The organism is Pseudomonas weihenstephanensis (genome assembly GCF_016812185.1).
In the GTDB taxonomy this organism is placed as follows: Bacteria; Pseudomonadota; Gammaproteobacteria; order Pseudomonadales; family Pseudomonadaceae; genus Aquipseudomonas; species Aquipseudomonas weihenstephanensis.
Map to the genome: position 1 here is coordinate 430,351 of NZ_JAAEBV010000003.1, position 20,613 is coordinate 450,963.

16 protein-coding genes and 1 pseudogene are annotated in these 20,613 nt (G+C 59.5%); 12 read left to right on the forward strand and 5 right to left on the reverse strand.

Going from position 1 to position 20,613, the window contains the following annotated elements; genetic code table 11:
* The first annotated feature begins 165 nt into the window (after positions 1–165).
* The 8 genes from malQ to GYN01_RS12860 all read left to right on the forward strand — a co-directional run bounded on the left by malQ (position 166) and on the right by GYN01_RS12860 (position 8,916).
* On the forward strand, positions 166–2,256 hold the full coding sequence (gene malQ / locus GYN01_RS12825) for a 4-alpha-glucanotransferase (protein ID WP_048401833.1): 2,091 nt from the start codon (positions 166–168) through the stop codon (positions 2,254–2,256).
* A gap of 220 nt (positions 2,257–2,476) precedes the next feature.
* Positions 2,477–2,725 carry a DUF2934 domain-containing protein gene (locus GYN01_RS12830; RefSeq protein ID WP_048365022.1) on the forward strand — a complete coding sequence of 83 codons (249 nt, stop codon included), beginning with the start codon at positions 2,477–2,479 and terminating at the stop codon, positions 2,723–2,725.
* 129 nt (positions 2,726–2,854) lie between these two features.
* On the forward strand, positions 2,855–5,026 hold the full coding sequence (gene glgX, locus GYN01_RS12835) for a glycogen debranching protein GlgX (RefSeq protein ID WP_048365023.1): 2,172 nt from the start codon (positions 2,855–2,857) through the stop codon (positions 5,024–5,026).
* Positions 5,023–6,024 (forward strand): acyl-CoA dehydrogenase family protein, encoded by a 1,002-nt coding sequence (locus GYN01_RS12840; protein ID WP_203307249.1) that lies wholly within the window; start codon positions 5,023–5,025, stop codon positions 6,022–6,024. The genes glgX and GYN01_RS12840 overlap by 4 nt, the downstream gene beginning before the upstream one ends.
* Positions 6,021–6,797 carry a PIG-L deacetylase family protein gene (locus GYN01_RS12845; protein ID WP_048401827.1) on the forward strand — a complete coding sequence of 259 codons (777 nt, stop codon included), beginning with the start codon at positions 6,021–6,023 and terminating at the stop codon, positions 6,795–6,797. The genes GYN01_RS12840 and GYN01_RS12845 overlap by 4 nt, the downstream gene beginning before the upstream one ends.
* Positions 6,794–7,393: a class I SAM-dependent DNA methyltransferase gene (locus GYN01_RS12850; RefSeq protein ID WP_048365026.1), complete on the forward strand. Its 600-nt coding sequence runs from the start codon at positions 6,794–6,796 to the stop codon at positions 7,391–7,393. Before GYN01_RS12845 ends, GYN01_RS12850 begins: the two co-directional genes overlap by 4 nt.
* Positions 7,390–8,091: a glycosyltransferase family 2 protein gene (locus tag GYN01_RS12855; protein ID WP_048401823.1), complete on the forward strand. Its 702-nt coding sequence runs from the start codon at positions 7,390–7,392 to the stop codon at positions 8,089–8,091. Before GYN01_RS12850 ends, GYN01_RS12855 begins: the two co-directional genes overlap by 4 nt.
* A 24-nt stretch (positions 8,092–8,115) precedes the next feature.
* Positions 8,116–8,916 carry an endonuclease/exonuclease/phosphatase family protein gene (locus tag GYN01_RS12860; protein WP_203307250.1) on the forward strand — a complete coding sequence of 267 codons (801 nt, stop codon included), beginning with the start codon at positions 8,116–8,118 and terminating at the stop codon, positions 8,914–8,916.
* Between the two features lie 177 nt (positions 8,917–9,093).
* On the opposite strand, the gene glgB is transcribed toward GYN01_RS12860, so the two are convergent.
* The 3 genes and pseudogenes from glgB to GYN01_RS12875 form a co-directional block, all read right to left on the reverse strand.
* Positions 9,094–11,319, reverse strand: a complete 2,226-nt coding sequence (glgB, locus tag GYN01_RS12865) for a 1,4-alpha-glucan branching protein GlgB (RefSeq protein WP_203307251.1) — start codon at positions 11,317–11,319, stop codon at positions 9,094–9,096.
* 264 nt (positions 11,320–11,583) lie between these two features.
* Positions 11,584–13,320, reverse strand: a pseudogene (gene treS, locus GYN01_RS12870) (maltose alpha-D-glucosyltransferase); the annotation flags it as partial.
* 57 nt (positions 13,321–13,377) lie between these two features.
* Positions 13,378–15,372 (reverse strand): maltotransferase domain-containing protein, encoded by a 1,995-nt coding sequence (locus GYN01_RS12875; RefSeq protein ID WP_203307252.1) that lies wholly within the window; start codon positions 15,370–15,372, stop codon positions 13,378–13,380.
* Between the two features lie 228 nt (positions 15,373–15,600).
* Here GYN01_RS12875 and GYN01_RS12880 point away from each other — a divergent pair, with 228 nt between their 5' ends.
* The gene (locus GYN01_RS12880) at positions 15,601–15,771 is read left to right on the forward strand and encodes a hypothetical protein (protein WP_167337969.1); all 171 of its coding nucleotides are present in this window, start codon (positions 15,601–15,603) and stop codon (positions 15,769–15,771) included.
* Between the two features lie 48 nt (positions 15,772–15,819).
* Positions 15,820–16,059 carry a DUF3203 family protein gene (locus tag GYN01_RS12885; RefSeq protein ID WP_048365032.1) on the forward strand — a complete coding sequence of 80 codons (240 nt, stop codon included), beginning with the start codon at positions 15,820–15,822 and terminating at the stop codon, positions 16,057–16,059.
* A 55-nt stretch (positions 16,060–16,114) separates the two neighbouring features.
* Here GYN01_RS12885 and GYN01_RS12890 read toward each other — a convergent pair whose 3' ends face one another.
* The gene (locus tag GYN01_RS12890; RefSeq protein WP_241485745.1) at positions 16,115–16,657 is read right to left on the reverse strand and encodes a maltotransferase domain-containing protein; all 543 of its coding nucleotides are present in this window, start codon (positions 16,655–16,657) and stop codon (positions 16,115–16,117) included.
* A gap of 367 nt (positions 16,658–17,024) precedes the next feature.
* On the opposite strand from GYN01_RS12890, the gene ccoG reads away from it, so the two are divergent.
* Both ccoG and mapR read left to right on the forward strand, forming a co-directional pair.
* Positions 17,025–18,446, forward strand: a complete 1,422-nt coding sequence (gene ccoG / locus GYN01_RS12895; RefSeq protein WP_048365034.1) for a cytochrome c oxidase accessory protein CcoG — start codon at positions 17,025–17,027, stop codon at positions 18,444–18,446.
* A gap of 125 nt (positions 18,447–18,571) precedes the next feature.
* Complete coding sequence (mapR, locus tag GYN01_RS12900) at positions 18,572–19,981, forward strand: GntR family transcriptional regulator MpaR (RefSeq protein ID WP_048365035.1); 1,410 nt, start codon at positions 18,572–18,574, stop codon at positions 19,979–19,981.
* Between the two features lie 43 nt (positions 19,982–20,024).
* Here mapR and GYN01_RS12905 read toward each other — a convergent pair whose 3' ends face one another.
* Positions 20,025–20,435 (reverse strand): PA0061/PA0062 family lipoprotein, encoded by a 411-nt coding sequence (locus GYN01_RS12905; RefSeq protein ID WP_048365036.1) that lies wholly within the window; start codon positions 20,433–20,435, stop codon positions 20,025–20,027.
* Between the last annotated feature and the right edge of the window lie 178 nt (positions 20,436–20,613).

Sequence of the window (20,613 nt, forward strand, 5' to 3'; positions counted from 1 at the left end):
AAAAAATGAGCTGCATTCAAACCGGCCAGTTAAGTGACAGGCATTAACGGCGGGTATCTGCTGTACCTGACCTGTGAACGGCTTGAGCACTGAATTAACGCCTTAGAGCGCCCTGCTCAGCCGGGTGCCGCCAAGCGAACCCCTCGCCCCTGATGGAGAACGCCTATGAGCGACGCGCAACTGGAAATACTGGCGAGCCGTGCCGGGCTGGCCGTGGACTGGGTGGATGCCAATGGCAACCCGCAACGGGTGTCCTCCTGCGTGCTCCGTGCCGTGCTTGCCGGGCTGGGTCTGCCGGCCGACAGCGACGAAGCCATCGAAACCAGTTTGTTGAACCTGCAACTGGAACAGCAAAACAAACGTCTACCGCCTTTGTTGACGGCAGACGTAGGCCGAAGCCTGGACCTGACCCGCTACTTTCAACCCCACAGCCAGTGCGTGATCCATCTGGAGACCGGCGGCTCGCTGGACATTGAACTGGACGCCGACGCCTACCTGCCCGGCATGGTGCCAGTGGGTTATCACCGGGCGCAGATCGGCGAGCAGCACTTCACCCTCGCGGTGGCGCCCGCCCGCTGCTACAGCATCAACGATGCCGAGCACAGCGATACCCCGCGCAGCTGGGGGCTGAGCACGCAGCTTTACAGCCTGTGGCGCCCCGGCGACGGTGGGCTGGGGAACACGCAGGCGCTTGAAACGTTTGCCAAGGCCGCCGGGGAACGAGGCGCCGACGCGCTGGCGATCAGCCCCATGCACGCCATGTTCAGCTGCGATCCAGAGCGTTACAGCCCCTACTCCCCCTCCAGCCGTTTATTCCTCAATTACCTCTACGCAGCCCCGGCTAGCGTATTGGGCGAAAGCGTGGTGCAACAGGCCATTGATGACTGTGGGTTACGCGAGGAGTGGCAACGCCTTGAACACCTGCCGCTGATCGACTGGCCCGCGGCAACCCTGGCCCGCCAAACGTTGCTGCGCAGGCTCTACGACGACTTCATAAGCACTGAACAGCCGCTGCACGACGACTTCTATGCCTTTCGCGACGCCGGGGGCGAAGCCCTTGAAAACCACTGCCGTTTCGAAGCGGTGCAAGTTCAACGGCGCAGCGAGCAACTGAGCCAGGACTGGCGCGACTGGCCCGAACAGTGGCGCGACCCCAATAGCCCTGCACTGTTACTGTTTGCCGAAGAACACCACCACGACATTGGCTATTACGCGTTTTGCCAATGGCTCATTGCCCGCTGCCTGGCCCAGGCACACAAGGCGGCCCGTGACAGCGGCATGGCGATTGGCCTGATCGCGGACCTGGCGGTGGGGGCTGACGGCGCTGGCAGTCAGGCATGGTGCCGTCAGGACGAATTACTCTCGCAACTCACCGTCGGCGCGCCACCTGACCTGCTTAACCGTCAGGGCCAGGGCTGGGGTATTTCGGCGTTTTCACCCGACGGTCTCAAACGCAACGGTTTTCGGGCCTTCATTGAAATGCTGCGCGCCAATTTTGCCCATGCCGGGGGTTTACGCATCGACCACGTCATGGGCCTGCAACGGCTGTGGGTGATTCCCTTGGGAGCCCCGCCCGGCGACGGCGCTTATTTGTATTACCCGGTCGAAGATTTGCTGCGCCTGCTGGCCCTCGAATCGTTACGTCATCGCGCCATTGTGTTGGGCGAAGACCTGGGCACGGTGCCGGATGGCCTGCGTGAAAAGCTCAGCGAACGCGCCATTCTGGGCATGCGCATTTTGCTGTTTGAACAGGATTATGGGGCGCGCTTTCGCCCGGTCCTCGAATGGCCCGACACCGCACTGGCCACCACCAGCACCCACGACTTGCCCACGCTCAATGGTTGGTGGCTGGAACGCGACATCGACTGGAACGCGCAATTGGGTCTGGTGAATGCCGAGACCGAAGACCATTGGCGCGACAACCGTGCCCATGAGCGCAACGGTCTGCATCATGCGTTGAGCCAGGACCCGCAAAATTTTCAGGAGGAAGCCAGCGGCGCCGATCAGGTACTCAACGCCAGCGCACGGTTCTTGGGGCACACCCGGGCACCGCTGGTGCTGCTCCCCATCGAGGATGCGCTGGGCGTGGTGGAGCAAGCCAACTTGCCGGGTAACGTGGGCACTCATCCCAATTGGCGCCGCCGCTTACCCGTTGAATGCTCAGCCCTGCTTGACCGCCCGCAGGTTGCCAAACGTCTGGAACTGCTGGCCTGCGCACGCCTACAGGCACAAGAACGCGATGAGTGCAGACGATGATCGAGGGGCCTAAAGGAATCCATGTGGATGCCAATCAACCCTATAGGCATCCATATGAGTACATACCTGCATCAAATGACCGTTCGACGGAACATCGCGCAAATTAAATGGATTTTTTACACAGCCAGCAGTCATTAACAGTAAGACGATACGGGTCAGCGACGTACTAGGTTCTTTCCCTGTCAACCTCATACCCACCACCTAGTTCAGGAGCTTTGCGATGAATAATGATGACAAACGCATTCGTGAATTCGCTTACCAAATCTGGGAATCCGAAGGCAAACCTGATGGCCAGCAAGCCCGTCATTGGGACATGGCGCGCACGCTGGCCCAAGCCGAAGCGCTGGCACCAGGCAACGCTGAACCGCGCAAGGCCAAACCTAAAGCGCCCTCTGCCAGCAGCAAAGCCTCGGTGAAAGAACCGGCAGCGAAAAAACCCCGCGCTGCACGCAAACCACCCGCTTCCTGACGCTTGGCCTCTGAGTGCGCAGAACCCTGACGCACCGACGTTTCACGCCGATTTGAACAGGCCCGTAATGCCTGACGGGCACGTTTTGCCTGCCGTTTGTGAAGGCCTTTGATCCAGCCAGGAGTCAACATGACCAAGCGTAAGTCAGCCCCACCCGTGACACCGGACGTTGAACCCTCACGCCTCAGGGAGGGCCTGCCCTTCCCGTTGGGCGCTACTTGGGACGGGCTAGGTGTTAACTTCGCGATTTTTTCGGCCAATGCCACCAAGGTTGAACTGTGCCTGTTCGATGAAGCAGGCGAGGTGGAGCTTGAACGCATCGAACTGCCCGAGTACACCGACGAGACCTATCACGGCTACCTGCCTGATGCACATCCGGGGCAGATCTACGGTTACCGGGTATATGGCGCGTATGACCCGCAAAATGGCCATCGCTTCAATCACAACAAATTGCTGATCGACCCCTACGCCAAACAACTGGTCGGCGAGCTGAAATGGTCCGAGGCGTTGTTTGGCTACACCATTGGCCACCCGGATGGCGATTTAAGCTTCGATGAACGCGACAGCGCGCCCTTTGTGCCCAAGTGCAAAGTCATTGACCCGGCGCACACCTGGGGGCACGACCATCGCCTGATCGTGCCATGGGACAAGACCCTCTTTTATGAAACCCACGTGCGTGGCATCAGCATGCGCCACCCTGATGTGCCGCAAGCGGTACGCGGCACGTTTGCCGGGCTGATGGTGGATGAAGTCATCGAGCACATTCGCAAACTGGGCGTCACCAGTGTCGAGTTACTGCCGGTGCATGCGTTCGTCAACGATCAGCATCTGCTGCAAAAAGGCATGACCAACTACTGGGGCTATAACAGCATCGCTTTCTTCGCCCCGGACCCGCGCTACCTGGCCAGCGGCAAGATTGCCGAGTTCAAGGAAATGGTTGCACACCTGCACGAGGCCGGGCTGGAGGTGATTCTGGACGTGGTCTACAACCACACCGCCGAAGGCAACGAGCAAGGCCCCACCCTGTCGATGCGCGGCATCGACAACGCCTCGTATTACCGTCTGATGCCTGATGACAAACGCTATTACATCAACGACTCGGGCACCGGCAATACCTTGGACCTGAGCCACCCCTGCGTGCTGCAAATGGTCACTGACTCGCTGCGCTATTGGGCGCACGAGATGCATGTGGATGGCTTCCGTTTCGACCTGGCCACCATTCTGGGGCGTTACCACGATGGCTTTAACGAACGGCACAGCTTTCTTGTCGCCTGCCGTCAGGACCCGCTGTTGCGCCAGGTAAAGATGATTGCCGAACCGTGGGACTGCGGCCCCGGTGGCTATCAGGTTGGCGGCTTCCCGCCGGGATGGGCCGAATGGAACGATCGCTTCCGTGACACCGTGCGTGGGTTCTGGAAAGGCGACGACGGCCAGCTGGCCGACTTTGCCGCACGCATGACCGCTTCGGGCGAGCTGTACAACCAGCGCGGCCGCCGCCCTTACACCTCGGTCAACTTCATTACCGCCCATGACGGCTTCACGTTGCACGATCTGGTGTCGTACAACGACAAGCACAACGAAGCCAACGACGAGAACAATCAGGACGGCAGCAACAACAACCTGTCCTGGAACCACGGCGTCGAAGGCCCGACCGACGACCCTGAAATCAATGCATTGCGCCTGCGCCAGATGCGCAATTTCTTCGCCACGCTGCTGCTCGCGCAGGGCACGCCGATGATCGTGGCCGGTGATGAATTTGCCCGCACCCAGCACGGCAACAACAACGCCTATTGTCAGGACAGTGAAATCGGCTGGATCAACTGGGACCTGGATGACGACGGCAAATCGTTGCTCAAGTTCGTCAAACGCCTGATCAAGCTGCGTAACAGCTACCCGATCCTGCGACGCGGGCGCTTTCTGGTCGGCCACTACAACGAAGAACTGGGCGTTAAAGACGTCACCTGGCTAGCGCCCGACGGTAACGAAATGTCCATCGAACAATGGCAGGACGCCCAAGGCCGCAGCTTCGCCATGTTGCTCGATGGCCGGGCGCAAGTGTCCGGGGTCCAGCGCGCCGGCGCCGACGCCACCTTGCTGATCACCTTCAATGCCCACCATGACGGGGTGGATTTCATCTTGCCGCAGGTGCCTGAAGGCTCCGCCTGGATCTGCAAGTTCGACACCTTCGACCCCGACTTCAAAAGCCCTGCCCCCTTGGCGTTTGGCAGCACTTACACGCTTAACGGCCGCTCGCTCGCGCTGTTTGAACTGGAGCATCAAAAGGAACCCAACGGCTCATGAACCTGCACGACTTCCTTGAGGACCACGCCTGGCCACTCGACACCCCGCAGGCGCTGGGTCAGTGCTTGCAGGGCATGGTGCACGCCGGACTGGATCAACTGCCGTTGCCGGGCAGCGGCTTGACCTTGCAACGCTGGCAACATTTGGCGTTAGTCGCGGGCCACGATTTGGGCTTGTGCAAACTGTTCGAAGGGCACACCGATGCGCTGGCGACCCTGCGCGAGTTGGGCGCCCGCCCCGTGCCAGCGGGCAGCACATGGGGCATGTGGGCGGCCGAACCGCCCAATGCCCGCGTCCAAATGCGCGAAGTTCACGGTCAAACGCTGCTCATGGGCCGTAAAGCCTGGTGCTCGGGCGCAGGGGTACTCAGCCACGGTTTGCTCACCGCTTGGGATGAGCACGGCGGCCAACAATTAGTGGCCGTGGACATGCAACAGTCGGGCATCAGCATCACCGATGACGGCTGGGCCGCCGTGGGCATGGCCACCACTGCCAGCGTCGACATTGTGTTTGATCAGGTGTCCTGCACCCGCGTCGGCCAGCCGGGTGATTACCTGCGCCGCCCCGGTTTTTGGCAAGGCGCTATTGGCATCGCGGCGTGTTGGTTGGGTGCGGCGTACTCACTGGCGCATCATCTGCAACAGCCGTGTGCCAAACGCGCAGAGCCACACGCGCTGGCGCATTTGGGCGCGGTGCAGGCCGCGCTGTTCGGGGCACGTAACACGCTGCACACCTGCGCCACGTATCTGGATCAAAACCCGGCCGCCGACAGTCAACTCCTGGCCCGGCAGGCGCGGGCGCAGATTGAAGCCTGCGCCGAGCACGTCATCGCCCATGTCGGTCGGGCGCTGGGGGCCGGGCCTTTTTGTAAAAACCCGCAGTTTGCCCGCCTAAGCGCCGACTTGCCGGTTTTCCTGCGTCAAAGCCATGCCGAACGCGACCTCCAAGCGCTGGGTGAACTGGCCGCGCAGTCACCCGCAAGGCACTGGCCACTATGAAAGCCAACCTGATCGTGGGCAGCGGCACTGCGTTGGCACACTGGCGCCAATCTGAGCGCTTGGCCAACTTACCGTCGATTGAGCTTGCACACCTGTTACCCCACGGTTCGCGGGCGGTGATTGTGGCGCCGCACCCGGACGATGAAGTGCTGGGCAGCGGCGGTCTGCTGCAAATGGCCAATACGCTGGGGCGCTCGATACTGCTGATTTCCGTCACGGACGGCACTGCCAGCCATCCGGGTTCAAGCCGCTGGCCCACCCACGATCTGGCGCACCAGCGAGCCTCGGAGTCTGAACAGGCGCTGGGGCGCTTGGGGTTGGCATCGCCACGCTTGCAATGGGTCAGGGGCGGATTTGCCGACAGCCAGGTGCAGGCCCGCGAGGCGGCACTCGGCACCTTCATTCAGCAGTTCTTGCGCCCCACCGACGTGGTGTTCAGCACCTGGCGCGAGGACGGGCATTGCGATCACGATGCGGTGGGCCGCGCCAGCGCTCTGGCGGCTAAAAACGTCGGCGCACCCGTGCATGAGCTGCCGATCTGGACTTGGCATTGGGCGCACGATGATGACCCGCGTGTGCCGTGGCACCGCGCCCGCCGTATTGAACTCAGTGAGCAGCAGGTTGCGCGCAAACGTGACGCAGCCCAGGCCTTCACCAGCCAATTACACGCAGACCCGAGCACTGGGGCGCCAGCCGTGCTCAGCCCGCTGGCGCTCGAACGCTTGCTGCAACCTTTTGAACTGGTTTTTGTACAGGACAGGGAGAAGCCATGAGTGTCTCAACGGCTTTTTTTGATCAGTTGTATGCCGACAACAGCGATCCGTGGGCCTTTCGCGAGCGCTGGTACGAACAGCGCAAACGGGCCGTGACGCTGGCCAGCCTGCCCCGCCAGCACTACCCGGCCATTTTCGAAATAGGCTGCGCCAACGGCGAGTTAAGTGCCGGGCTGGCGCAACGCACCGGCGCGCTACTGGCCTGCGACGCAGCCGCCAGAGCTGTTGATCTGGCACGCCAGCGCTTGAGCCACTGCGCCCACGTTCAAGTGCGCCAGAGCCGTGTGCCAGAGCAATGGCCCGAACATCGATTCGATCTGATAGTGATCAGCGAAGTGGCGTATTACCTGGATGCCCAGGCACTCAAAGACGTGCTTGAGCGGGCGATCAACAGCCTCGCCCCCGACGGCCATCTGCTGGCCTGCCATTGGCGCCCGCCCATCGAGGGCTGCGTGCTGACGGGCGATGAGGTGCACGCCCTGGTACACGACACCTTGAAATGGCCGCGTTTAGTGCAACACCTGGAAGACGATTTCATCCTTGAAGTGTGGGGCCGCGACCCTATTTCAGTCGCCTGCCGGGAGGGTTTGCGATGATTGGTGTGTTGATACCTGCGCACAACGAGCAGGCCCTGCTCGCCCACTGCCTGCATGCGGTGCTGTCAGCCAGCGCTCACCCACAGCTCAACGGCGAGCCGGTGCGCGTGCTGCTGGTGCTCGACAGCTGTGACGACCTGTCGGCTGACATCGCAGCGCAATACGACGTCAACGTGCTGTCGATCAATGCACGCAATGTCGGCGTAGCCCGCGCGACCGGTGCGCAATGGTTATTGGAACAAGGCGCGCGCTGGATTTCATGCACCGATGCCGACAGCCGCGTGGCTGAGGACTGGTTGGTGGCGCAATTGGCCTTGGGCAAGGACGCCGTGTGCGGCACCGTGACCGTCGATGACTGGGGCACTGAAATCGATGAACGCGCTCAGTCACGCTACCTGGCCGCCTATCAGGCCCGCGACGGGCATCGGCATATCCACGGCGCCAACCTTGGCGTCAGTGCCACAGCCTATCGGCGTGCTGGCGGTTTTCAGCCGCTGGCCTGCCATGAAGACGTGCACTTGGTGCAACAACTGGAGGCGTGCGGGGCTTCAATCGCCTGGAGCCACCGCCCGCAGGTCACCACCAGCGCGCGACTGGACTGCCGCGCGGCGGGCGGCTTTGGTGATTATCTGAAGTCGCTGCTGGGTGCGGCCGAACATGACCCCCATCAAGCGGGTCCAAGGGCCGACGCGCTATAAACGCCCTATCGCACAGGAGAAACCATGACCTTCGATATTGCCGGTAACAACCTTGAACCCCCTGCACCTGTCGCAACCCCTGCTGTACACCGGATGAAGGTGTTGACGGTTAATACCCACAAGGGGTTCACCGCTTTTAATCGACGCTTCATCTTGCCCGAGCTGCGCGAAGCGGTGCGTAGCACCGGCGCCGATCTGGTGTTTTTGCAGGAGGTGCTGGGCGAGCACGAAAAGCATGCCTCACGCTATGACCACTGGCCCGCCGTGTCGCAGTACGAGTTTTTGGCCGACAGCATGTGGAGTGACTTCGCCTATGGGCGCAACGCGGTGTATCCCGACGGGCATCATGGCAATGCGGTGCTGTCCAAATACCCGATCAAGTCGTACCGCAACCTGGATGTGTCGATCACCGGCCCCGAGCGGCGCGGGCTGTTGCATTGCGTGCTGGATGTGCCGGGGCATGAGCAAGTGCACGCGATTTGCGTCCATCTGAGCCTGCTCGAAAGCCATCGCCAGTTGCAAATCGTGCTGCTTAACCAACTGCTCAAATCATTGCCGCCCGACGATCCGGTGATCATTGCCGGGGACTTCAACGACTGGAAGCTGCAAGGCAACGCTGCCCTGTCGCAACGTGACGACTTGCACGAAGTGTTTGAGCGCCATCATGGGCAGTTGGCCAAAACCTACCCCGCGCGCTGGCCGTTGCTGCGGCTGGACCGCATCTACCTGCGCAACGCCACCAGCCATAGCCCGACCATCCTGAGCAACAAACCCTGGACACATTTGTCGGACCACTTGCCGTTGGCGGTGGACGTTCATTTGTAGCCATTGGCGCAAGCGGTGCCCGGTTGCGCAACAATCGTCAACGTGCGAACCCTGAGGCACCGCATTGAACGGCCTTGCGACCGCTACGTGCCCGCACGCAACCTCGCGCAACTCGTCAACGACTACAAGACGAATGGGCGCAGGTTACGTGCGGCCACGCACGCCGGGTTGCTCGCCTTACTGCGGTTCCAGGATCAACACCCCCAGCGGTGGCAGGTTCAAGGCCACACTGAACGATTGCCCGTGACTGGCATCGGTTTGGGTATGCACCCCGCCGCCATTCCCATAATTGGAACCGGCATACAGCGCCGCATCGCTGTTGAGCACTTCGCGCCAGGTGCCCGCAAACGGCACACCGATGCGATACGCCTCGCGCGGCACCGGGGTGAAGTTGGCAACCACCAACAGCGGCTTGCCGGCCTTGCTCCAGCGCAGCCAGGCATAGACGCTGTTGGTCGCATCGTCGCCAATCAACCACTCAAAGCCCTGAGCCACGTCATCCTGGTCGTGCAAGGCCGGTACGTCGCGGTACAGACGATTCAAGTCGCCGACTAACTGTTGCACGCCTTTGTGCTCGGGGTATTGCAGCAAATACCAGTCCAGCTGCTGATCGTGATTCCATTCGCGCCACTGCCCGAATTCACAGCCCATGAACAGCAGCTTTTTACCCGGATGCGCCCACATGAAGCTCAGATAAGCGCGCAAATTAGCAAACTTTTGCCAGCGGTCACCGGGCATTTTGTCGATCAGCGAATGCTTGCCATGCACCACTTCGTCGTGGGAGATGGGCAGGATGAAACGCTCGGTCCACGCATACACCAGGCCAAAACTCAGTTCGTTGTGATGATGCGCGCGGTAAACCGGGTCTTGCTGAATGTAGTGCAGCGAGTCATGCATCCAGCCCATGTTCCACTTGTACGAGAATCCCAGGCCGCCCTGTTCGGTGCTTTGACTCACACCTGGCCAGGCAGTGGACTCTTCGGCAATCATCAACGCACCAGGCGCCTCAAGCGCAACGACGTCGTTGAGGTGACGCAGAAAGTCGATGGCTTCCAGATTTTCACGCCCGCCATGGCGATTAGGAATCCATTCGCCCGGCTGACGCGAATAGTCGCGATACAACATCGACGCCACGGCATCGACCCGCAGCCCGTCGATGTGGAAGTGTTTGAGCCAATGCAGCGCTGAGGCCAGCATGAAACCGTGCACTTCAGTGCGGCCCAAGTTGTAGATCAGCGTGTTCCAGTCCTTGTGAAAGCCTTCCAGCGGGTTGGCGTATTCGTACAGCGCCGTGCCGTCGAATTGCGCCAAGCCATGCGTGTCATTGGGAAAGTGCGCGGGCACCCAATCCAGAATCACGCCGATACCCGCCACATGGCAGGCGTTGACGAATGCACCAAAGTCATCGGGCGAGCCAAAGCGTGCACTCGGGGCGAACTGCGACAGCGGTTGATAGCCCCACGAGCCACCAAACGGATGTTCCATGATCGGCATCAGTTCGATATGGGTGAAACCCATGTGCTGCACATACGGGATCAGGCGCTCAGCCAGCTCATGCCAGGTGTATTGGCGCGCGACTTCGCCCACTTCATCCACTTCACACTGCCATGAGCCCACGTGCAGCTCATAAATCGCCAGCGGCGCGTCGGGACGCTGCAACTCGCCCCGGGCGTGCATCCAGTCCGCGTCTTGCCAGTCGACCGAGAGGGGCGAGGCCACTTTCGACGCGGTTTCGGGCGGCAATTGGGTGGCCAACGCCATAGGGTCGGCCTTAAGCGGCAAGATCCCCTCGGCCCCTAGAATTTCGTATTTATAGGCCTCCCCGGCCTCAAGCCGCGGAATGAACAACTCCCACACCCCACTGGGGTGGCGCAGGCGCATGGGATGACGGCGACCGTCCCAGATATTGAAATCGCCCACCACTGAGACCCGTCGCGCGTTTGGCGCCCAGACCGCAAAGCGCACGCCGGGCACCCCATCGACACTCATCACTTGCGCACCCAGGCACGTACTCAGGTCGCGGTGATTGCCTTCGGCAAACAGATACAAATCCATTTCGCCCAGTAACGGGCCAAAACTATACGGGTCTTCACTGGTTTGCTCGCCTGCGGCCCAGTTGATGCGCAAGGCATAGGGTTGCAGCTGCGTAAACTGGCCGACAAACAACCCCGGGACCTCGGTGATCGACAACGGGCCAAGCACCTGGCCGCACGCCCGGTCTATGACATTGACGCTCAACGCCTGAGGCAAAAACGCCCGTATAACCTGCCCACCCTGCCCATCGGCATGAGGACCCAAAATCGAAAAGGGATCGCGGTGCTCAGCCTTAATCAGCGCCTCGATGTCTTGACGATCGGGCAATAAAGCAACATATCCCTTACCCAGATCCTTGCCAGCATTCATCTTTTATCTCCGTTTGGTAAAGGCTTGGACATGCCTGGCAAATGGCTGAGCAATGCACTCAGCCCCTGCAATGGAACCCCAGACCAGGCAGGTCGGTTGGCCGCTTGGTACATCACTTCGTAGGCCGCCTTTTCCAGACTGAACAAGGCCAGTGCAGCCTCATGGCCACCTAACACCTGCCAGCCCTGAGCAAGACTAGCTGTTGCCTGCGAATACGCTTAAATCAATGCACTACGTGCCTCTATGAGATAACGCTCACTCCTGTTGTGGCAGCCTATCCGCCTGGGGCGGGTGATCGGGCATGGCGTTTTCACTGACCAGCAAAAACCAATAGAAGCCATAGGGGGCTAGGGTCAGGCTGTAAGGCAATGGCCCAATCGGCGGGAAGGGATGGGTGCTCAGCATCTCGACCGGCACCCGGCCCGCCCACGTGGACAAGTCCAGCTCCACGGTCTGGGCACTGCGCGAGACGTTCGCCACACACACAATGGTTTGGGTGTTACCTAAAGCGTCGGTGAATTCACGCACATAGGCCAGAACCCGGCGGTTGCGGGGCGAGAGCATGTTCAGGCTACCGCGGCCAAAGGCCTTTTGCTGCTTGCGCACGGCCAACAAGCGCCGCGTCCAGTTGAGCAAGGAGTGCGGGTCCAGGGCTTGCGCCTCAACGTTTACGGCCTGATAGCCATACAGCGGGTCCGTGATCGGCGCCAGCACCAGGCTGGCCGGGTTCGCGCGCGAGAACCCGCCATTGAGGTCGATGGACCATTGCATGGGCGTGCGCACACCATCGCGGTCATTCAGGTCAATGTTGTCGCCCATGCCTATTTCGTCGCCGTAATACAAGGTCGGCGTGCCGGGCATCGACAGCAGCAAACTGTTGAGTAACTCAATGCGCCGACGGTCGCCCTCCATCAGCGGGGCCAAACGCCGACGAATCCCCAGATTGATGCGCGCGCGCCGGTCTGGCGCGTAGTAATTCCACAGCGCCTCACGCTCCTTGTCGGTGACCATTTCCAGGGTCAACTCATCGTGGTTACGCAAAAAAATCGCCCACTGGCAATGGGCAGGTATAGGTGGCGTTCGCCGCAAAATGTCGGTGATCGGCAAGCGGTCTTCCTGCGCCAGCGCCAAGTACAGACGAGGCATCAAGGGGAAGTGAAAGGCCATGTGACATTCGTCGCCCTTGATACCGTCGCTGTCGCCAAAATATGGCCGAGTGTCTTCGGGCCATTGATTGGCTTCAGCGAGCAACATGCGATCGGGGTAGTTCGCGTCAATTTCGGCGCGGATCTGTTTCAGAATCTGGTGAGTTTCGGGCAAATTTTCATTGTTGGTGCCATCGCGCTCAATCAAATAGGGAACGGCATCCAGTCGCAGGCCATCAATGCCCATGTCCAGCCAGTAGCGCATGACCGACAGCACTTCATTTATCACCTGCGGGTTGTCGAAGTTCAGGTCGGGCTGATGGGCGTAAAAACGGTGCCAAAAGTATTGCCCCGCCACCGGGTCCCACGTCCAGTTCGAGGTTTCGGTATCAAGGAAGATGATGCGCGTGCCTGCGTATTTCTGATCGCTGTCGGACCACACGTAATAGTCGCGCGCTGTTGAGCCTGCCTTGGCGTGGCGGGCCTTCTGAAACCAGGGGTGCTGGTCTGAGGTGTGGTTGATGACCAGTTCGGTGATCACCCGCAGGCCGCGCTGATGAGCTTCACTGATAAAGCGTTTGACGTCAGCCAGGGTCCCGTAATCGGGGTGCACACCGCGGTAATCAGCGATGTCATAACCGTCGTCACGGCGCGGCGAAGGGTAAAACGGCAATAGCCACACGGTGTTGGCACCCAAATCGGCAATGTAATCGAGTTTGCTGATCAGGCCGGGAAAGTCGCCAATACCGTCGTTGTTGGCATCGAAAAACGACTTGATGTGCACCTGGTAAATCACCGCATCCTTGTACCAGAGCGGGTCATTGATCAGGTTCGACGATGCACGCTTGTTTGCCATTGGAACTACCTGTTGATTCATACGCCTGTGGCCACGGGAGCGGCATTGAAGGCCGGGTTAAAGAGGTTTAATGCGCCAGATACCGAACGGCTGCTGCGAGGGATCAAGCCGCGTCCACTGATGTTTGCCGTACCAGGTCCAGCGATGCCCCGTCATCAGGTCTTCGCCAGCGGTGGGGGCGTCATCGGCCAGGTCCATCTCCCACAGGGGCAATTCAAAGTGCGCCTCTTGGGCGTTATGCGGATCGAGATTGATCACAACCAACACAAAATTGCTGCCATCGGCAGTGCGTTTGCCGAAATACAGCAGGTGATCATTCCAGGCGTTGTACAGCCTCAAGCCCAAGTGGCTATGCAAGGCCGGGTTTTGCCGACGAATCCGGTTGAGCTGGGCAATTTCAGCCACGATGTCGCCCGGCGCGTTGAGGTCGCAAGGCTCGGTCGGGGACTTCCCGCTGCCCGGACACTCGTTCTTGCCCGATAAGGCTTGGGCTTCGCACCGTTCAAACCCCGAGTACATGCCCCACAGGCCAGACCCCATCGTTGCCAGCGCGGCGCGAATAAGGAACCCCGCTCGGCCAGCCCCCTGAGCACACTGCGGATGGATATCCGGGGTATTAACGAAAAAATGCGGGCGAAAGCATTCACGCCACGGGCTTTGGTTGAGTTCGATGAAGTACTCGCACAGCTCGGCCTTGGTATGACGCCAGCACAAATAAGTGTCGCTCTGCGAATAGCCGACCTTGCCCAGCCGCGCCATCATCGCGGGGGTGGTGCACGCCTGCGCTAAAAAGATCACGTTGTTATGCAGCCCTCTGACCTCGGCAATCAACCACTGCCAGAACGGCAGGGGCTGGGTGTGCGGGTTGGCCACCCGAAACAGCGTGACCCCCTCATCGACCCAGCCCAGCACCCTTGCGCGCAATTCAAGCCAGAGCCCGGGGATCGCGTGCGGAGCATAGAAATCAACGTTGACGCTGTCCGGATATTTTCGCGACGGGTTCTGGGCATCACGGATCGTGCCGTCGGGGCGCCAGTTGAACCAGCCAGGGTGCTGCGTGAGCCAGGGGTGGTCTGGGGAGCATTGCACGGCGAAGTCCAAGGCAACTTCAAGCCCCTGAGCCGCAGCGGCCGCGACCATGCGGCGAAAATCATCCCGCGTACCCCATTGCGGGTGAATCGCCGCCTGCCTGCCCTCCTCGCTGCCATTGGCAGACGGGCTGCCCGGTTCATCAGGACCTGCTTGCAGCGTATTGTTCGGCCCTGCGGGGTGGTGCTGATCAATGCGATGAATGGCCGGCAAAACCACAACGTCAAAACCCATGTCGTGAATCATGGGCAAGCGGGCATGCACATCATTGAACGTGCCGTGACCGGCCGGGTCATCGGTGACTGAGCACGCAAACAGTTCGTACCAACTGGCAAACGCAGCCAAGTGCCGTTCCACCTCTACCGGGTACTCAGGGCTGAGGCTGACATAGGCGTGATATTGCGCCTGCGCCATCAACTGAGCGCTGCTTTCATGAAGGAACAAGGCCACTTGTTCGGTCTCAAGCAACCCTGAGAGTTCGCGCAGCATTACCTGCAACTGTTGCTGAAGCTCGTCCGTGCTGCGCTCGATCGCATGCTGCACCAGCACCCGCCCGTGTTGAAGCTCAAGACTCATCGGCACGCCCGCTTGATGTTTTTTATCCAGCTCATGGCAAAAACTGGCGAAGCGATCGACCCAGGCTTCAATACAAAACACATAGCGGCCAGGCTCGGGCACCTCGAAATGCCCGGCCCAGCTGTCGTTGCCCAGACACTGCATGGTCGCGGTCCGCCATGTGTCGTGAGCGGCTTTGCGCCAGTGCAGCCTCACGGCCAGTTGATCGTGACCATCGACAAACACGGTACTGCTGACGTTGACCTGCTGGCCGACGGTCGCCTTGACCGCAAACTGACCGCCCTCCAGCACCGGGGATGTGCTCTCAATAGCGATGCGCGGCAGTAACAGCGCATGGGTCAACGGCAAAACAGCCGTGGAATCAGAATCCGGTAAATCAGCAGTCATCGAGCATCACTCCTCACGCCCTTGGACGCTCACGTGTGTCGTTTCACAGCACATTCCGGCGGTGGCACCGGTCACCTAGGTTGGGAGGCAACGACGGTTTAAAAGTTCAGACTGATTTGCACCACTCCGTTGGTCGCGGCGCGGGATTTTTTTGGCCGGTGTGAAGGTCAACCTCAAGAAGCCTGGCGCTTATTGCGCCTTGTTCATAACAACTACGAGGTCTTGGCGATGAGCATCCCTATCCCTGCCGAAACTCCCGACCCGAACATCGACGACCCGGTTTTACCGCCCGGCGAGCCGCAACCGGTCCCCGAAGAAGACCCGCCACTCAAACCCCCGGTTCCTCAGGGTGATCCACCCAGCGAAACACCGCCGATCAAAGCAAATCGGTCAATTTAGCCCGCAGCGGCCCCACTCCGCCGTGACCCTCACACAAGGAAACCGCCCATGAGCATTGAAATCGACACGCAGCACCAGACCTGTACGCTCACCTCTGCTGAAGGCTCACACCAGGCGCCACTGAGTCGCATTGAAGTGTTTAACGATGACCCGTCGCACCTGTCCCAAGCGTTAGTCGCAGGCAGGCGCATAGCCATAACCGAAGAAGAGGCCCAAGCGCTGGTGAGTGCGGGCGCCATCGACCAAAGAGACATGTTGCATGCCACCACGGACGGCTCACCGATTTGAATCAGACCTTTGCCTGAGTCCGTGAGCACCCGGCCAGGGGTGCTCACGGCGATGCTCAGTTGGTCACGTACAACGGGTATTCAGGACTTAATACCAGGCACGTTCGTTGCTGAACGTCACGCATCTGCACCTGGGTGCTTTCATCCATCAACAGCGCGATTTGCTCGTGCCCAGCCAGACCGGCCAGTTGCTCATAAAGCTGGATCAAAGGCTGCTGGCGCTCAATGTCACAAAATTCCAGGGTCTGCAAAATCTGTGATAACGCGTCCTCGATCAGGCCCTCGGGTGAATCGCCTCTGTGCATGGCCCTTTCCAGGGCCAGGCACAGTCCTGCGTATCGATCAATCCAGGCATCAATGCAAAAGACGTGCAAACCCGGTTTTTCTATACGGATTTGCCCATTCCAGACCCGGTCTCCCAGCGTGTGCATGTAGAGACTTTCGCCGTCACTGCTGTCCACATGCCGCCAACGAACAATCACCGCCAAGGGCCCGCTAGTCAGGCAAAAAACGCGACTGCTGATATTGAGCAACTGTCCTGTAACCACCTTGACCGGCTTATGGCCCTGGCCAATCACCGGCATCGTGCCTTCAATCACAATCAAAGGCAGCTCATGACTTAATGCTGGCTTTCCTGCATCTGAATCTGGCTCAAACCTCGCTCCAGCAGCCATTAAACCCCTCTCCCAACCAACTTATTTGAATGCGTACACACTTGTTTTAAAACTGGAGCTCCATTCTCAAGTGAGTCGCTTATTTCCTTGATCCCGATCAGGATCTTCTATGCCTGGATAAGTTACAAGCCAAGCCCCAACAATTCCTTGGTCATCACGGGGTGCAGCAAGTTGTCGCAGGCCTCTCAAAAAAGCATCTGATACGGTTTTTAATCGGATAGCTGAGTCTGTTATGCAAACAGTTCGCTGGTCATAGTGCACAGGCCTGATGGAGGCTGATGAGCGAAAGACCATGAGCGAACAAATACCTGTCCAGATACTTGAATCCTTTGAGGCTTCTCGACCTAGAGCCGCAAAACATAAAAACAAGTCCAGCGACAACCTAATCCACACCCGCAGTTTTACCGGGCTGTTCCGCACGCTTCGATTAGTCGGCGCAGGCTTTCTGTTCTTGCTGTTCTTCGGCACAGTCTGGCTTAACTGGGACGGTCGCCAAGCAGTTTTATGGGACTTGTCTGAAAGTAAGTTCCATATTTTTGGTGCCACATTCTGGCCACAGGATTTCATCCTGCTTTCGGCCTTGTTGATCATCGCAGCCTTCGGCCTGTTCGCAATCACGGTGTTTGCGGGGCGGGTGTGGTGCGGTTATACGTGCCCACAAAGCACATGGACTTGGCTGTTTATGTGGTGCGAAAAAATAACAGAAGGCGACAGAAATCAGCGAATCAAGCTGCAAGCAGCCCCGTGGCGCTTGAACAAAATTGCGCGTCGCACCGCTAAACATGCGCTGTGGATGGCCATCAGTGTCATGACCGCGCTGACTTTTGTCGGCTACTTTACCCCGATCCGGCCCCTGGCAACGGAGCTGCTGACCTTGGAGATGGCTGGCGTCAGTTTGTTCTGGGTGCTGTTTTTCACCGGTGCCACATACATTAATGCCGGGTGGCTGCGCGAAGCCGTGTGCATGCACATGTGCCCTTATGCGCGGTTCCAGAGCGTGATGTTTGATAAAGACACCCTCGCCATCTCCTATGACGTGGCGCGTGGCGAAAGCCGTGGGCCGCGTAAACGCGGGATTGAGCCAAAACAGGCAGGGCTGGGTGACTGCATCGATTGCCATATGTGCGTGCAAGTGTGCCCAACCGGCATCGACATCCGCGACGGCTTGCAGATGGAGTGCATCGGCTGCGCGGCGTGTATCGACGCCTGTGATTCGGTGATGGACAAAATGGGCTATGCCCGTGGGCTGGTGCGCTATACCTCCGAGCATGAATTGCAAGGTGGTAAGACGCATCTGCTGCGTCCACGCCTGATCGGCTACGCCATCGTCCTGGTGGTGATGATCGGCGCACTGGTCTTTGCACTGAATCAGCGCAGCATGGTCTCAATGGATGTGATCAAGGACCGGGGCCTGTTTCGCGAAAACAGCCAGGGCCAGATCGAAAACATCTACAGCCTTAAAATCATCAACAAGACTCAGCAGGCGCAGCACTATCGGGTGTCACTCAAAGACGGCGAAGGCTATCAGTTGCAAGGTAAAACCGAACTGACGCTGGCCCCCGGTGAAATGACTGACGTACCCGTGTCCGTCGCATTGCTGGCAGATCGCCCGACCAGCAGTTCGCAAACCATCACGTTTGTGATCACGGATACGGACGAACCTGGCATCCGCGCGGTAGCCGATAGCCGCTTTGTGGCACCGCTCAATCGTTGACCCGAGTGCCGAGGGTGTGTCCGCTCGCGCAGGGTTGCGCAATCGGACGCAGCCTTCGCCAGCCGCTACGGGTACAGTGCCCCTTCTGAATTTCCCTGAATAACGCCGGACCGAGCATTGCCTACATGAAACGCTACGAAAAATTTGCCGACGATATTGCTGAGCTGATCCGCTGCGGGGTGCTCGGCCCCGGACAACGCGTCCCCTCAGTGCGCTATGCCAGCCAAACCTACGGCGTCAGCCCTTCGACGGTTTTTCAAGCCTATTACCTGCTCGAACGCCGGGGCCTGATCCGTGCCAAACCGCGTTCGGGGTATTTCGTCAACGCACACACGCCCAGCCCGTTCAGCGAACCGGTCTTTAGCAGCCACGTCACCGAGTCCACCGAGGTCGATGTCAGCGCGCTGGTGTTCTCCGTGCTGGACTCGATCAAAGACCCGCACACGGTGCCCTTCGGCTCAGCGTTCCCCAGCCCGACACTCTTTCCGTTGCAACGTCTGGCCCGCTCGATGGCCACCGCCAGCCGCGAGATGGACCCACGCATGGTGGTGACCGACATGTCGCCGGGCAACCCGCAACTCCGGCGCCAAATAGCCCTGCGCTATATGGTCGGCGGGCTGATGTTGCCAATGGAAGAACTGCTGATCACCAATGGCGCGCTGGAAGCCTTGAACCTGTGCTTGCAAGCTGTCACCGAGCCAGGGGACCTGGTGGCCATTGAAGCCCCGGCGTTTTATGCCTGCTTGCAAGTGCTTGAGCGGCTCAAACTCAAAGCGGTGGAAATCCCTGTGCACCCGCGTGATGGCATTGATCTGGGGGTGCTGGCGCAAACCCTTGAGCGGCACCCGATCAAAGCCGTGTGGTGCATGACCAACTTCCAGAACCCGATTGGCGCCAGCATGCCCGAAGCTAAAAAGCAGGCATTGGTCGAACTGCTGCGCACCCATCAAGTGCCGCTGATTGAAGACGACGTGTACGCCGAACTGTATTACGGCCAACACGCGCCGAAACCGGCTAAAGCCTTTGATACCGAAGGTCTGGTGATGCACTGCGGCTCGTTTGCCAAAAGCCTGGCACCGGGTTATCGCGTGGGTTGGGTGGCGGCGGGCCGGTACGCGCAAAAAGTGGAGCGCCTGAAACTGATGACGTCACTGTGCGCCTCAATGCCCGCGCAAGCCGCCATCGCCGATTACCTGCAACACGGCGGTTATGACCGTCACCTGCGCAAATTGCGTGATGCACTGGAAGGCCAGCAAAACGCCATGCTGGCCGCGATTGCACGCTACTTCCCGGCCCAAACCCGGGTCAGCCATCCCAGCGGCGGCTACTTTCTGTGGCTGGAGCTGCCTGAGCAAATGGACTCGCTCAAGCTGTTTCAAATGGCCTTGGCGCAAGGTATCAGCATCGCGCCAGGGCCGATTTTCTCGGCCACCCAGCGCTTTCGAAACTGCATCCGCCTCAACTACGGCAGCCCGTGGGATGAAGTGAGCGAAAAAGCCATGGAAACCTTGGGCAAAATCGTGCGCTCGTTTTAATCCCATACGCCAGACACGCCGTAGCAGCCGCCGAGGCTGTGTATTACCCCGGCATGCAGGTGAAGTCGGCTGTATGGGCGACTTCCTTGCCGGATGAGTCCATCAGCGTCGCACTGATTTCAGGCCCCAGGCTCGATTCGATCAGTTGGTAATGCTCCCCCGCCTTGAACGCCGGGTATTTCACATCGCCTTGGCAATCCACCTGATTCTGGTCGCCGGTCGCGCCTTCGTACAGGGTCACGTCCAGCCGATGGGCGCCTGGCGTGACTTCAAAATAACGGCCGTCACGGGTGTTTTTCCCGTCCACCCGTTCGGCCATCAGGTCGCTGGTGCCTTCTTCTTTCAGGCCGATCCAGGCTTGAGCCGGGTCTTGCTTGGGCATCGGCCCCGCGCAGGCCGATAGCAACAGAACCAGACTCAGGGAGGGAATCAAAAGCAGCGGTTTAACAGTCATCGCAGACGAGCCTCGCAAAGAGCATTCAAAAAGTGCGACAGGCTCAACCCCGACCCGTCGAATAGGTCGTAAGCTTGGCGGCCATCGCGTACCGCGCCAAATGAATGAAAGTGAAGGGATTTTCAGCCCTTACCTAAAGGATCCTTCACGTTACTGAAAGCTGATCGTTAGGTGCCAA

Coding starts and splice junctions, on each gene's coding strand:
- glgX (WP_048365023.1), top strand. CDS start 2,855: ATGACCAAGCGTAAGTCAGCCCCACCCGTGACACCGGACGTTGAACCC.
- GYN01_RS12885 (WP_048365032.1), top strand. CDS start 15,820: ATGAGCATTGAAATCGACACGCAGCACCAGACCTGTACGCTCACCTCT.
- GYN01_RS12830 (WP_048365022.1), top strand. CDS start 2,477: ATGAATAATGATGACAAACGCATTCGTGAATTCGCTTACCAAATCTGG.
- mapR (WP_048365035.1), top strand. CDS start 18,572: ATGAAACGCTACGAAAAATTTGCCGACGATATTGCTGAGCTGATCCGC.
- GYN01_RS12875 (WP_203307252.1), bottom strand. CDS start 15,372: ATGACTGCTGATTTACCGGATTCTGATTCCACGGCTGTTTTGCCGTTG.
- GYN01_RS12855 (WP_048401823.1), top strand. CDS start 7,390: ATGATTGGTGTGTTGATACCTGCGCACAACGAGCAGGCCCTGCTCGCC.
- GYN01_RS12850 (WP_048365026.1), top strand. CDS start 6,794: ATGAGTGTCTCAACGGCTTTTTTTGATCAGTTGTATGCCGACAACAGC.
- malQ (WP_048401833.1), top strand. CDS start 166: ATGAGCGACGCGCAACTGGAAATACTGGCGAGCCGTGCCGGGCTGGCC.
- GYN01_RS12860 (WP_203307250.1), top strand. CDS start 8,116: ATGACCTTCGATATTGCCGGTAACAACCTTGAACCCCCTGCACCTGTC.
- GYN01_RS12840 (WP_203307249.1), top strand. CDS start 5,023: ATGAACCTGCACGACTTCCTTGAGGACCACGCCTGGCCACTCGACACC.
- ccoG (WP_048365034.1), top strand. CDS start 17,025: ATGAGCGAACAAATACCTGTCCAGATACTTGAATCCTTTGAGGCTTCT.
- GYN01_RS12905 (WP_048365036.1), bottom strand. CDS start 20,435: ATGACTGTTAAACCGCTGCTTTTGATTCCCTCCCTGAGTCTGGTTCTG.
- GYN01_RS12845 (WP_048401827.1), top strand. CDS start 6,021: ATGAAAGCCAACCTGATCGTGGGCAGCGGCACTGCGTTGGCACACTGG.
- glgB (WP_203307251.1), bottom strand. CDS start 11,319: ATGAATGCTGGCAAGGATCTGGGTAAGGGATATGTTGCTTTATTGCCC.
- GYN01_RS12880 (WP_167337969.1), top strand. CDS start 15,601: ATGAGCATCCCTATCCCTGCCGAAACTCCCGACCCGAACATCGACGAC.